This window comes from Sphingobacterium sp. BIGb0116 (assembly GCF_024808035.1).
Taxonomy (GTDB): domain Bacteria; phylum Bacteroidota; class Bacteroidia; order Sphingobacteriales; family Sphingobacteriaceae; genus Sphingobacterium; species Sphingobacterium paramultivorum.
In genome coordinates this window covers 518,886-532,175 of the sequence record NZ_JANUDT010000001.1, presented here as the reverse complement: position 1 = coordinate 532,175, position 13,290 = coordinate 518,886, and the positions used below count along the sequence as shown (strand labels likewise).

General features: G+C 39.8%; 10 protein-coding genes. 7 read left to right on the top strand and 3 right to left on the bottom strand.

Annotated features, from left to right (window positions below; genetic code table 11):
- Nucleotides 1–45 precede the first annotated feature (45 nt).
- The 3 genes from M2419_RS02510 (at nt 46) to M2419_RS02500 (ending at nt 4,414) form a co-directional block, all read left to right on the top strand.
- Nucleotides 46–2,658 carry a TonB-dependent receptor gene (locus tag M2419_RS02510; protein WP_153845836.1) on the top strand — a complete coding sequence of 871 codons (2,613 nt, stop codon included), beginning with the start codon at nt 46–48 and terminating at the stop codon, nt 2,656–2,658.
- A gap of 102 nt (nt 2,659–2,760) precedes the next feature.
- On the top strand, nt 2,761–3,144 hold the full coding sequence (locus M2419_RS02505; RefSeq protein WP_088162243.1) for a hypothetical protein: 384 nt from the start codon (nt 2,761–2,763) through the stop codon (nt 3,142–3,144).
- 49 nt (nt 3,145–3,193) lie between these two features.
- Nucleotides 3,194–4,414 carry a tetratricopeptide repeat protein gene (locus tag M2419_RS02500; protein ID WP_153845837.1) on the top strand — a complete coding sequence of 407 codons (1,221 nt, stop codon included), beginning with the start codon at nt 3,194–3,196 and terminating at the stop codon, nt 4,412–4,414.
- Nucleotides 4,415–4,469: 55 nt separating this feature from the next.
- Here M2419_RS02500 and M2419_RS02495 read toward each other — a convergent pair whose 3' ends face one another.
- Nucleotides 4,470–5,309, bottom strand: a complete 840-nt coding sequence (locus tag M2419_RS02495; protein ID WP_075993419.1) for a prephenate dehydrogenase — start codon at nt 5,307–5,309, stop codon at nt 4,470–4,472.
- Between the two features lie 131 nt (nt 5,310–5,440).
- Nucleotides 5,441–6,601 carry a pyridoxal phosphate-dependent aminotransferase gene (locus M2419_RS02490; protein WP_153845838.1) on the bottom strand — a complete coding sequence of 387 codons (1,161 nt, stop codon included), beginning with the start codon at nt 6,599–6,601 and terminating at the stop codon, nt 5,441–5,443.
- 265 nt (nt 6,602–6,866) lie between these two features.
- Between M2419_RS02490 and M2419_RS02485 the strand changes: the two genes are divergently transcribed.
- The 4 genes from M2419_RS02485 (at nt 6,867) to M2419_RS02470 (ending at nt 11,354) form a co-directional block, all read left to right on the top strand.
- A complete protein-coding gene (locus M2419_RS02485) occupies nt 6,867–8,690 on the top strand; it encodes an ABC transporter ATP-binding protein (RefSeq protein WP_159727644.1) in 1,824 nt (607 codons plus the stop codon).
- Between the two features lie 103 nt (nt 8,691–8,793).
- Nucleotides 8,794–9,993, top strand: a complete 1,200-nt coding sequence (gene mqnE, locus M2419_RS02480) for an aminofutalosine synthase MqnE (protein WP_153845840.1) — start codon at nt 8,794–8,796, stop codon at nt 9,991–9,993.
- 13 nt (nt 9,994–10,006) lie between these two features.
- The gene (locus M2419_RS02475) at nt 10,007–10,633 is read left to right on the top strand and encodes a histidine phosphatase family protein (RefSeq protein WP_153845841.1); all 627 of its coding nucleotides are present in this window, start codon (nt 10,007–10,009) and stop codon (nt 10,631–10,633) included.
- Entirely contained in the window at nt 10,626–11,354 is a 729-nt protein-coding gene (locus M2419_RS02470; protein ID WP_153845842.1) for a menaquinone biosynthetic enzyme MqnA/MqnD family protein, read from the top strand. Before M2419_RS02475 ends, M2419_RS02470 begins: the two co-directional genes overlap by 8 nt.
- Before the next feature lie 507 nt (nt 11,355–11,861).
- Here the strand turns inward: M2419_RS02470 and M2419_RS02465 are convergent.
- Nucleotides 11,862–13,115 carry a DEAD/DEAH box helicase gene (locus M2419_RS02465; RefSeq protein WP_262885290.1) on the bottom strand — a complete coding sequence of 418 codons (1,254 nt, stop codon included), beginning with the start codon at nt 13,113–13,115 and terminating at the stop codon, nt 11,862–11,864.
- Between the last annotated feature and the right edge of the window lie 175 nt (nt 13,116–13,290).

The following is a 13,290-nucleotide window of genomic DNA, read 5'->3' as shown; positions in this document are numbered from 1 at the left end:
CAATTCCTAATTTTGCGGCACAAAAACAAAACAATCACATCTAACATGAAAAAGTCTTTACTTTTTTTTGCCCTTGTTTTTGCTAGTTATAGTGCCGTTCAAGGTCAAACAGCAAATACTGGTTCGGTTTCAGGAGTTGTCAAAGAAGCTACTGGACAAACGGTTAAAGGAGCAACCATTAAAATTACCCACATCCCAAGTGGACAAGTAGTAAGTGGCTCAGCCGATGCCCAAGGAAAATTTCAAATTTCAAATCTTCAAGAAGGAGGCCCCTACAAAGTAGAGGTAACTTACATTGGCGAAACGCCTGTTGTTTTCGAAAACATCATGCTGAAATCGGGGGAATCGTTGAATATCAATCCAATTTTTACGGCTGGATCTTCAACAAATTTGGATGAGGTTGTTGTTGTCGGTCATGGGGTTATCGATATTGCGGCAGGAAGAAAGACACCGATTGCCGTTTCGACGATCCGTAAGCAGGATTTAGAGGAAAGGGTAGGAGCACAGGATATTACTTCCGCATTGGCTAATACCCCTTCGGTTTATATCACTGGTCAGGCAAAAGGTTTTGGTGAGTCTTCTATGACAACACGTGGTTTTGATCAGTCCAATACAGCATTTTTGTTGAACGGTCAGCCTATCAATGGTATGGACAATGGAAGTGTATATTGGTCAAATTGGTCGGGACTTACAGATATTGCCTCTTTAGTGCAGATTCAACGTGGTTTGGGATCATCTAAATTAGCGATTTCATCTGTCGGCGGAACCGTAAATTACGTGACACAATCCACTGCAATGAAAGAGGGTGGTTTTGTTCGTACCACTGTTGGTAACGATATGTTTATGAAGGCAACGGTAGGTTACAATACCGGTCTTATGAAAAACGGCTTTGCTGTTTCGGCTATGTTTACACAGTGGTCAGGTAACGGTTATATGGACCATACAGAAGGTGCTGGACAAAGTTATTTCTTGTCTGTTGGATATAAAGCGAATGAAAAGCACAACCTGAACTTTATGTTAACGGGTGCTCCACAGTGGCACAACCAGGGGTATACCTCAAAATTGTCTAACTATCTCGCTAATGGCAGACGTTATAACGACAATTATAAGGATGCAAACGGCGTGATGATGAATGCACAAAAGAACTTTTATCATAAGCCAGTAGCCAACTTGAACTGGGACTGGACGATCGATGATAAATCATCTTTGTCAACTGTCGTTTACGCATCGTTAGCTGCTGGGGGTGGCCAATCCTTGCGAAGCGATAAATACAATACAGGCAAATATTTAGCTGCTGATGTGAACAATCACCAATGGTTTGGTATAGTTTCTAACTATAATCGTAAACTTTCAGAATCCTTGAATTTCAATGTCGGTTTTGATGTAAGGGATTATAAAGGTACACACTATCGTAAATTGACAGATCCACTTGGAAATACAAATGGTGTTGTATTAGGCGGTAATGTTAATTTCCCTAATAAGCCATTGGTTACCAATACGTACTCAACAAACCCTTGGAAAGCTTTCTCAAGTAAACCTGATTCGCGTGAAGATCGCTTAGCTTGGGATTACAATCAATACATCCGTTACGGAGGTCTGTTCGGTCAATTGGAATATGCGAAAAATGGCTTTACAGCGTTTTTCCAAGGATCGGTTTCCGAACAACAAAACAAACGTTCTGATTATTTTCAATACACACCAGGTAATGAGGATTCTAAAGACGTGAACAACTTTGGCTACAATACGAAGGGTGGTGTAAGTTATACATTGGGACATCATAGTGTTTTTGGTAATGCGGGGTACTATTCTCGTCAGCCTTATCAAAACAATATTTTCATGAATTTTGCAAATGATATTAATGAAAATGCTGAAAATGAAAAAATCCTTGGTTTAGAGGCTGGTTATAAATTTGCTTCTCGATTCTTGGATGTGAATGTGAATGTTTACCGCACAACTTGGGAAAACCGTGTTACGGGTAGTTCGAGTTTAGCGACGGCAGATGATGTGAAAAAATACAATCCAACAAATGATCCTGGTATTTTGGTCGAAGGTGCCTATTTATATACAACAAATTACGGTGTAAAACAGGTGCATAGAGGGGTAGAAGTTGATTTTGAGGCCCGCCCAATCGAAAAATTAAGCCTAACAGGGTTTTTATCGATAGGTGACTGGAAATACGATGGCGCAGTAAACTCTGTTATACGTAACGATAACCGCGTCGAATTGGGACGTTCTCAGGTTAATTTAACCGGTGAACATGTTGGTAACGCAGCGCAAACTTCTTATGGATTTGGTGCTAAATATAAAGTGTTTAAGGGTTTGTCTGTTGACGCAAACTACAGATATTATGAGCGTTTGTATGCATCGAATTATCGTAGAGAAGTAATAGATGGCCAAACTTATGGACGCTATATGAAATTACCGTCTTTTAATCTTTTGGATGCCGGTCTTTCTTACAATGTCAAAGTAAGTGACAAGAACAGTATGAGTTTCCGTGTCAACATGAACAATGTGTTGAATAAGTTCTATATTTCGGAAGCTACTTCGAGTAACTTGGTGACAGATGTGAACAATACTTGGAATGGTATTGACACTTCCAATTTTGTTTTGATCGGACAGGGTAGAACTTGGAATGCATCTGTGAAATTTACATTCTAATTAGATTTACGTCGAATACAAAAGGCCCACAATTATTTTGTGGGCCTTTTTTTGTTTTTTAATAAAAACTTAATAATTTTAGGTGATCTAATTGTCAACCTGATGTTGCATAAATTAATTTGTCTGGAAAATTTACAGATCGGTACTGTCCATTTTTCTGCTTTTGTTGTTAATTTGGATGGTGGAAATACGGGCTTTGCTTTATTTATTAACCAAGAAAATGACCCAATCTTTATTTTTCGAAAAGAAAAGAAAAATGAGGTATCTTTCCATGTAAATGAAGAGCAATTCTTTTGGATTGTAAAAAACAGCCAGTTTACACCAGGAGAACGTCAAGACTTTTTTGCTGAATTTGTTGAATTCCTGCGTTTGATGGAAGAGAAGGTTTCCAATTATGTTTTCAAAAAGGAAAAATTAATCAAATTTACAAATTCGAGGGATATTGTCCGCTATAAATACTTATACCTGACAGGTGAAATTAGTTGATAAGAATACCCGAATAGGGTACTTGATCTACCGTTAGATTTCTTTTGTAATGAAATTTAGCTTAGTTTTGGGTATGAAGCATATGTTTTCAAATCTAGCTGTCATTCTACAAAACAATACTTTTGTGGAATCAGATTTTACACTGCCGGTACCCGTACTTCTTGCTAAGTTTTCTTTTTTACCTATTTCATCATTTTTTCCGGAAGCGAGTTCATCTTTTTCCGCTAATTGGCTAGATACCGTCCAACAGAGCGCGATTAGATCTACATTGGAAGGATTTAATGTCGGAATCAGTGGCGATGGCAATCCTGTCGCTTTACTTGAGCAGGCGATTGCTTTGACTCATCATGCACTTGCCTATAGCTATTTAGGTCTTTATTATTTTAAAATAGCGGCATATGACCAAGCTATTGCAACGTTTACAAGCGCAATCGAACAGTATAAAGAGGAGCCATTTTTTTATGCGAGCCGTTGTTTAGTTTATCGACTCATCGATGAAGACGAAGGTGCTTTCTATGATTATCAGATTGCCAAGAGACTGGATTTTAATTACCATAGTGTATTGGAATGGGCGGAGAATCAAGCTGAACTCACTTACTTTGAGGCCGATAATTTGGTTATTCAAGAGCTGGAATCGAAGCCAAAGCAGCTGAGTACTGACGAAATAAATTCATTGGGACTTGAATATGTTCATTGCTATAGCTATCTAAAAGCAATCGGTCTTTATTCTGCTGCTATTGCGGAATCCGACAATAAGGATAGCAACCTCTTTGTTTTTAGAGGAAGTTTGTACCTGAAATTGACCTGTTTTGAATTGGCATTGTCTGATTTCAATCAGGCTATTGCTCTTGATGAGAATCGTTCTGCCGCCTATATATTTCGCGCTAAAGTGTTTGAATCCTATCGTAATTACCAAAGTGCCCTGGAAGACTATGCCAAAGCGGAGGAAATAGATCGTGATTCATCGATCGTATACGAAGAAAGGGCATCTTTGTTTGAGCGATTGGGAAATTTTGAGGAAGCATTATTGGATTTTGACCGCCTTGTTACGCTCAATCCGGAAGATTTTTATGTGTATTCATTACGGGCCGATTTGAATGAAAAGTTGGAGGATTTACCAGGCGCACTGGCAGATTACTCGAAAGCGATCGATTTGAATCCATATTATTCTGATCTGTATTCTTACCGGGCAGCAATTCGCGAAAAATTGGGTGATCCTATAGGTGCAAAAGCCGACTTGGATAAATTCAATGAATTGGAAGATGAATAAAAAAAGTCCACCAAAAGGTGGACTTTTATACCTGCTGCTCTAACTAGAGCACCCTTTACTTAATGATCCTTTTTATCTTATTGGAACGGGTAATAAGTTTGTGCAATTTGTCATAATCCTCTGTGGCAATAGAATCGTGCAGGGATTGAAGCTGCTTGATATGTTCTTCGAGTACTTCGAGTACATTTTCGCGATTTTGCTTGAAAATAGGTGTCCACATATCGGGCGAACTTTTGGCCAGACGTACTGTAGATTCAAATCCCGAGCCCGCTAGCTCAAAGATACGTCCCTGAGATTTCTCTTTTTCCAATACCGTTAAGGCGAGGGCGAAAGAGGTCAGGTGAGAGATGTGTGATACATAAGCAGTGTGTACATCATGTTCGTCCGCATTCATAAAACAGCTGCGCATCTCCAATTGGTCGGTGATGGCATCCGCGATCTCGAAAGCATCCTCATCAGTTTTAAATGCTTCGACATACACCATCATCTTGCCTTTGAATAAGCCCGGTATTGCAGCCTCAGGCCCCGAATACTCGGTTCCGGCCATGGGATGGGCTGCAACGTAACGCCCCCGGTTAGGATGATCCTTGATTTTGTTGAGAATATTTGTTTTTGTCGATCCCATGTCAATGACGACCTGATCTGTAACCAAATCCAAGATTTGAGGAACAACATGTAAAATGGCATCGACAGGAATTGTGAGCACCAATACTTTACAGCTCTTAATCGCATCTTCTAAGCTTGCTGTTTCGTCAATGAAGCCGATATGCATCGCTTTATCTAAGTTCTTTTGACTCTTATCTACACCGATTATTTTGTCGCAGAATTTTGTTTCTTTTAGGCGAATGGCAACTGAGCCGCCGATCAAGCCTACGCCTACAATGGCAATGTTCATATGTAAACAATTATATTAAGCGTATTTTTGTTCAAATGTTATACACCGAACGCTTTATACACTGGTTGTTTTTCGATCAATTATTCTATCGATAATTTCAAAGCGATTAAGCTGTCGAGATATCGAATGTCTTAGAAATTATCTTTAATGCGCTGGATTGATTCTTTGAGTACCTCTACTGTGGCACAGAGACTGATGCGTATATATTGATCGCCTTTGTCTCCGAAAATTCCACCCGGTGTAATAAATACCCGTGATTTGTCCAAAACAGCATCGCTTAGCGCATAACCATCCTTATATTTTTCAGGGATGCGTGCCCATACAAACAGACCTACTTGGTCTTTTTGATAAGAACAGTCCAGCAAATCCATAATTTCATAAACCTGCTGACGTCTTTCAGCGTAAATTTTGTTTAGATCAGCATACCAGGAGGCATCAAGTTGTAAGGCTTTTGCCGCAGCCAGCTGAACAGGTAAAAACATACCTGAGTCCATGTTGCTTTTGAAACGGAGTACTTGGTTTATACGTTCTTCGGCACCCACGAGCACTCCAATTCGCCATCCCGCCATATTGGAAGACTTGCTCAGCGAATTCAACTCAATGGCCACATCTTTCGCGCCAGGGATACTCATAATGCTTCTTGGCGTATCTGTCAAAATAAAGCTATACGGATTATCGTGGCAAATCAAGATGTTATGCTCTTTGGCAAATTGAATCAGCTCTTGATAAAATGCATCGGGTGCCGAGGCACCTGTTGGCATATGAGGATAGTTTATCCACATTAGTTTAACCTTTGACAAGTCTTGTTTTTTGAGCTCATTTAGATCAATAAGCCAATTTTTCTCTTGTGTAAGATTATAGGTAATCGCTTCAGCACCACTCAATCTCACTGCAGCCGCATAAGCTGGGTAGCCGGGATTGGGTATAAGCGCTTGGTCTCCCTCCTGAAGATAGGTCATACAGATGTGCACAATACCCTCTTTTGACCCTATTAAGGGTAATATTTCTGTATTTGGATTAAAAGTTGCGTTATAATAACGTTGATACCAATCTGCAACGGCTTGTCGTAGGGCGGGGGCGCCTTTATAATTTTGATAGCCATGCACATTTGGAAGTTGGGCATTCGTATTTAATGTCTCGATCACCTCCGGGTGCGGAGGCAAGTCTGGACTTCCAATTCCTAGGTTGATTACACGCGCACCCTGTTTGTTTAACTCATCTATTTCCCTTAATTTTTTGGAGAAATAATATTCTTCAGTGTGCTGCAATCTTTTGGCAACGTCTATTTGCATTTTATTTTAATAAATTTGGTATTTGAATAAGGCTAAATTAGGGAATTATCTATTAAAAGGAGATTTTTTTATCGATTTTTCAAGCAAAACAAGCTGGATGCTTTAGTCTTGAGATGCAACAATTTTATAGTCCCTTACCAGGATATGTGCTTTTCTTGATTAATTTGTTATTTTTGTTCAATTTCCTCGTCAAAAATCTGAAAGGTAGAGGAGAGACCGACGAATGACTTTTCGTATAAAGGTAATTTGTCTTAGTTCAAAATAAATGAAAACATATTTTAGGCTCTTATCGTTTGCTAAACCCATTGAGAAATTTGCAATCCCCTATGTAATTTGCACGCTGATCACGGTTATATTTAGCACCTTGAATTTAGCATTGCTTGCTCCATTACTCCATACACTTTTTAACGCTGGTAAAGAGACCGCCGAGGCCGTAAAGCCAGAGGCTTATACAGACATTCTCGCGTGGTTTAATTACTATGCCAGTGTTGCTAATAGCCAGTTTGGAGCCTATGGTGCATTGAAATACGTCTGTATTGTTATTGTGATCTCTGTATTTATCAGTAATCTATTTCGTTATTTCTGTCAGCGTATTATGGAGAATTTTCGCATTCATACCCTGCTCAAATTGCGTAGAGCGGTGTTTGATAATGTGATGGATCTGCATGTTGGCTATTTTACGGGGCAACGAAAAGGAGATATTGTTTCTAAAGTCGCGTCAGATGTGCAGGTTGTTCAGTATTCTGTTACAGGGACATTGCAGGTGGTTTTTAAGGAACCTTTGCAATTGATCGCGTATATCGTGATGCTGTTTAATATTTCTCCAAAATTGACTTTTTTCTCCCTTTTGGTTATTCCTATATCTGGATTTTTTATTGCAAGAATCGTTAAGAATCTTAAAAGTCAGGCGCATGCCGCACAGGAGTCCTATGGAAATATGATTTCTTATTTGGACGAAGCATTATCTGGGATTAAAATTATCAAAGCTTTCAATGCGGTCTCCTTTATTAAGAACAGATTTCATAATGAGAACGAACGTTATGCGAATATCGGCCGTGCTATGGCTAAAAGACAACAGTTAAGCTCGCCTGTTTCTGAGCTACTGGGTGTCATTATGGTCGCAATTATTCTTTTATATGGCGGTCATTTGGTGCTTTCAGGTGACAAGGGGTTAACTGCACCGGAATTTATCGCCTATATCGCTATTTTTTCGCAGGTGATGCGTCCGGCAAAGGCGTTAACAGATTCTTTTAGCGGTATCCACAATGGTCTTGCTGCAGGTGAAAGGGTATTGGAGCTTATTGATGAAAAGACGGAAGTGAAAGATCGCGCCGACGCGAAACTTGTGAAAAGCTTTGAGAGGAATATCGTATTTAACCAGGTCAATTTTTCGTACAGCAAAGATAAAGAGATTCTCCAGAACATCGATTTGACTATAGAAAAAGGAAAAGTCGTTGCATTGGTAGGGCCTTCAGGTGGGGGAAAATCAACTTTGGTTGATTTGATTCCACGCTTTATGGACGTCACTGGAGGGCAAATTTTGTTTGATGGTACTGATTTACGGGATTTAAACCAGGATTCTTTACGGGACATGATCGGTGTCGTCAATCAGGAGTCCATTTTGTTTAATGATACGATTTTCAATAATATAGCATTTGCTAATCTTTCTGCCAGCCAGGAAGAGGTTGAAGCCGCTGCACGGATTGCCAATGCGCATGAATTTATTTTGAAAACAGAACATGGTTATCAGACCAACATTGGTGATCGGGGCGGTAAATTATCGGGTGGCCAACGCCAGCGGATCTGTATCGCACGGGCAGTCTTAAAGAATCCACCGATCATGCTTCTTGATGAGGCGACTTCTGCGCTAGATACCGAATCTGAAAAATTGGTACAGGACTCATTATATAAATTAATGGACAATAGAACAACGGTTGTCATTGCCCACCGCTTAAGTACCATTCAGAATGCGGATATAATAGTGGTTATTGAAGCCGGAAAGATTGTAGAAGTAGGTAGCCATAGTGAGCTGATACAACGTGAAGGATTATACCGCAAATTAATCGAGATGCAACAATTTACAGATTAGCTTTCTTTTCTAAGAGGTTTGTCAAATTAGTTGTTGTCACATTTTTTATTATAACTTTTGTTGCCTTTTCGGTACATTTGATTTAAGATAGGAGATACATTTAATGAACGCAATAGATAAATTGAATTTCTTGATAAACGACAAAAACTTAGCTGTCGAATGGAGAGATATAGCGGAGAAAGTTTTGCGAGAGGAGCGTATCACTTTTGAGGAAGGAGTGCTTTTATATGAAAAAGGTGAGCTAGGCTATCTTGGTGTGCTTGCTAACTATATTCGTGAGAAACGCCATGGAGATCATACTTTTTTCAATCGTAATTTTCACATTGAGCCGACGAATGTTTGTGTCTATGACTGTAAGTTCTGTTCGTATTCCAGGTTAATAAAAGAACGAGCAGAAGGTTGGGAGATGGAAGTTGACGGCATGATGGATATTGTCAAAAAATATGACAATGAGGCTGTTACTGAGGTTCATATCACTGGAGGCGTTGTTCCTAAACAAAACCTCGAATTTTATGCTGATTTCTTTCGCAAATGTAAGGCGCATCGCCCCGAGTTGCATATTAAAGGACTTACACCTGTAGAGTATTACTATATTTTTAAGAAGGCAAAATTAAGCCATTACGATGGCCTGAAGTATTTGCAATCTTGCGGCTTGGATTCCATGCCGGGTGGGGGAGCAGAAATTTTTCATCCAGAAGTCAGAGAACAGATTGCACATGATAAATGTACCGCCGAACAATGGTTGGATATTCATGAGCAAGCGCATAAGCTGGGAATGCATACCAATGCCACAATGCTGTATGGTCATATTGAGCAGTTTTGGCATCGTGTAGATCACATGGAGCGCCTAAGACAGCTGCAGGATAAGACTGGCGGTTTTCAGACCTTTATTCCTTTAAAATTTAGAAATAAGGAGAACCAAATGTCCCATATTCCCGAGGTATCCGTTATCGAAGACCTAAGGAATTATGCGATCGCTCGAATTTACATGGATAATTTTGATCATATTAAAGCTTATTGGGCAATGATATCGAGAGATACGGCCCAGTTGTCCTTGGCTTTTGGGGTCGATGATATCGATGGAACACTGGATGATACGACAAAAATATACAGCATGGCAGGAGCAGAAGAGCAAAAGCCAGGGATGACCACACAAGAGGTTGTCGAGCTGATAAAAAATGTTGGACGCCATCCGATAGAAAGAGATACCCTCTACAATGTGGTGACCGATTATAATGATTTTGTTTTTGATCAAGGTGATCAAAAGAAAAGCTATTATGCATTACCTGTTGTCAATTCATAACTCATATCGCACGTTGAAAAAGACATTTTATTTTATACGACACGGACAGACTGATCTAAATTTAAAAGGTATTGTGCAGGGACGGGGTGTTAATTCCCCGCTCAATAAGATGGGCATAGCTCAAGCTCAGGCTTTCTTTGATCGCTATAAGACGGTGCCTTTTGATAAGATATATACCTCCACTTTATTGCGTACGCATCAAACTGTACAGGGATTTCTTGATTTGGATTTACCTTGGGAACAGCTTGTTGGTTTGGATGAAATAAGCTGGGGAGTTTATGAAGGAAAAGAACAGACACCAGAGTTGCTAACTGGTTTTGAAAAATTGGTCGCAGCATGGCGCAACGGAGAATTGGATGTCAGTATTGAAAACGGAGAGTCTCCTTATGAATTGATGGCTCGTCAACAAGTCGCCTTGGATCATATGCTCGCTCGGACAGATGAAAAAAACATATTAGTCTGTATGCACGGTCGTGCTTTACGGATTATGCTTTGTCTAATGACAGGTGTCGATGCCCGTTATATGGATGATTTCCCGCATACAAATACTGCTTTATATAAATTGCTGTATGATAATGGTCAATTTGAGATTGTGGACCATTACAATACCGCACACTTAGAAGCATTGATAAATGAATAAAATTAGAGTTTCTGCCGTATCGTATACCAATACTTATCCATTTTTGAATGGAATACGTAAATCGAAAGTGATGGAGCAAATCGACTTGAGCGTTGATTATCCAAGTGCCTGTGCACAGAAAGTAATCGATGATCAAGCTGATATCGGTATTATACCGACAGCTGCCTTATTAAGTCTGCCCGAGTATTATATTAATACCGATTTTTGTATCGGCACAGAAGGTGCTGTTGATTCTGTCTTTATTTTTGCCAATAAGCCTATTGATGAGGTAAAAACTTTACGTTTAGATAAGCAATCGCGCACGTCAAATGGTTTAGCACGTGTATTGATTAAAAATTATTGGAAAAAGGATGTAGAATTGATCACTGATGAATCTATAGAGCCAGATGCCTATGTTCTAATTGGGGATCGTACTTTCGGTAAGAAGAATGCAGTACCCTATGTTTATGATTTGGGAGAAGAGTGGTTTAACTTCACCGGATTACCTTTCGCTTTTGCCTTATGGGTAAGTAACAAAAAACTTCCCGACTCTTTTGTGGAGCAATTTAATGAAGCTTTAGCATATGGCGTTGAACATGCAACCGATGTGATAGCCGGTCTCCCAGAATTTGAGGGCTTTGATTATACCAAATATCTGACGCAACATCTTAATTTCCATTTGACAGATAAGAAACGCGAAGCTGTGCAGTTGTATCTCCGGTATTTAAAAGAACTGGATTAACCTGGGGCGCTTGACCTGAACAGGACTCATGACATACCCTGAAAAATTTTAAATTAGCATCGCCAGGTAGGCCTTACACGGCATTGTGAAGGTTTACCTGGCGATTGATTCCCCAAGTGCACTAACCCCCGACAAATTCCCTTTATTTCTTGCTTTTGTTTATAACGACTTCGGTAAGGCATATAACTCCGATTACACCATGTTTGGAATTAAAAGGGTGACAGTACTCTTTTTACAGGGTATTAACAGGGGGTTAATAGGGGTACACCCCTGTTAACCCCCTGTTATACCCCTGCTAACCCCCTGTAATACCCCTGTTAGTATCAAACATGATGTTAACCAAGAGTTAATCGGGTCCCTATAAAAAAAACCACTCATTGAGTGGTTTTTATATCGACTTATTTAAACGACAATGCAGGTCTCCTTATGCATTGGAATGACAGTTGGATAATGGATCTGACCTTCGCCACCGAAATAGGTAAGGAGGATCTCTTGGAGCGCGAAGAACTAGGTACGTCCAATTTTTACTTTACGTCCTTTGATTTTTTGCCCACTAGCCTTATTGATAATAACGGAAGCAAGCTTTCTTTTAACGGCAACATAAGCTACCTTATCTTTCACTTCTATTATACCGATGTCGTCTTTTTCAACACCTTCCAAATGCAGAAGAAAACCTACGATGTCAATTTTATTGACTTTATCTTTTCGTCCAGCACTGATATAAAGTGTGGCGAAAGGTGAATTTTCCGGAAGATCATAGTATTCGGGAAATTCCTCTTCAGGTATTTCTTCCGCTATATAGGGATAGGCTTCTTCAGGCTTTAAGATGACATAGACATCACCCTTTGCCTGCATGCGCGCAGTGCGTCCATTGCGATGAATAAAGCCATCTTCTTTATGCGGTAGCTGGTAATGAATAATGGCATCGACTTCGGGGATATCCAGCCCTCTTGCAGCCAAATCGGTCGTGATTAAAACATTGTTGGAATGATTACGGAATTTGAGAAGCGCCAGTTCACGATCTTGCTGTTCAAGTCCGCCATGAAAAGTGTCGTGAATAATATTGCGATTGTCCAGCAGTTCGCTGATGTGATCTACTGCATCGCGATGATTACAGAAAATAATCATTTTTTTCGTTCCGATCTTGCAGATGAGTTTTAGTAATGCCTCCAATTTCTTTTGAACAGGCGCAACGACCTTTTTTATTGTAATGCGGGGTATGTTCTGTGAGTTATTCAGAAAATCAACAAGAATAGGCTCCTTTATCTGTGTAAATGGCGGGATCACATCCATCATCGTTGCAGAAGTCAATATCCGTGATCTGATGGCCGGTATATGTCGAATAATGAAATCCATTTGATGCTGAAATCCCAGTTCCAACGATTTATCAAATTCATCTAACACAAGGGTGTGGATACTGGTCGGATCAAAATTTCCTTCTTCGATATGTTGTTTTATACGTCCTGGAGTTCCTATAATAATTGCGGGAGCATCCTTGAATTCATTTTTTTCGATACGGGTACTATGACCGCCATAGGCACAGGTGACTTTGTGACCTGTGGCCACCTTGCGTAGCACTTGCTCTATCTGTAAGGCAAGTTCGCGGGTTGGCACTAAAATCAGTACTTGAACCTCCCGAACGATTTCCCTCAATTGCTCTAAAATGAGCAATGAAAAGGCCAAGGTTTTGCCAGATCCTGTGGGTGAAAGTAAGATGAAATCATGGTCTTTTTGGAACGATTCCACTACTTTTTCTTGCATCTCATTTAAGGATGAAATGCCTAATTTATTTAAAATAGCTTCTAGCTGCATTTGACAAAAATACAAAATACCGCTATCTTGAAAGGAACAAACTAGAATGAAAATTTTTTAGGCATTTTATACCTAAAAAAACAAGGTAATCGGTCTATAAAAGATGATTACCTTGCGCTGATTT

Bases quoted from the DNA above. Each gene is read 5' to 3' on its own strand.
- M2419_RS02510 (WP_153845836.1), top strand. From the start codon at position 46: ATGAAAAAGTCTTTACTTTTTTTTGCCCTTGTTTTTGCTAGTTATAGT.
- M2419_RS02505 (WP_088162243.1), top strand. From the start codon at position 2,761: ATGTTGCATAAATTAATTTGTCTGGAAAATTTACAGATCGGTACTGTC.
- M2419_RS02500 (WP_153845837.1), top strand. From the start codon at position 3,194: ATGAAATTTAGCTTAGTTTTGGGTATGAAGCATATGTTTTCAAATCTA.
- M2419_RS02495 (WP_075993419.1), bottom strand. From the start codon at position 5,309: ATGAACATTGCCATTGTAGGCGTAGGCTTGATCGGCGGCTCAGTTGCC.
- M2419_RS02490 (WP_153845838.1), bottom strand. From the start codon at position 6,601: ATGCAAATAGACGTTGCCAAAAGATTGCAGCACACTGAAGAATATTAT.
- M2419_RS02485 (WP_159727644.1), top strand. From the start codon at position 6,867: ATGAAAACATATTTTAGGCTCTTATCGTTTGCTAAACCCATTGAGAAA.
- mqnE (WP_153845840.1), top strand. From the start codon at position 8,794: ATGAACGCAATAGATAAATTGAATTTCTTGATAAACGACAAAAACTTA.
- M2419_RS02470 (WP_153845842.1), top strand. From the start codon at position 10,626: ATGAATAAAATTAGAGTTTCTGCCGTATCGTATACCAATACTTATCCA.
- M2419_RS02465 (WP_262885290.1), bottom strand. From the start codon at position 13,115: ATGCAAGAAAAAGTAGTGGAATCGTTCCAAAAAGACCATGATTTCATC.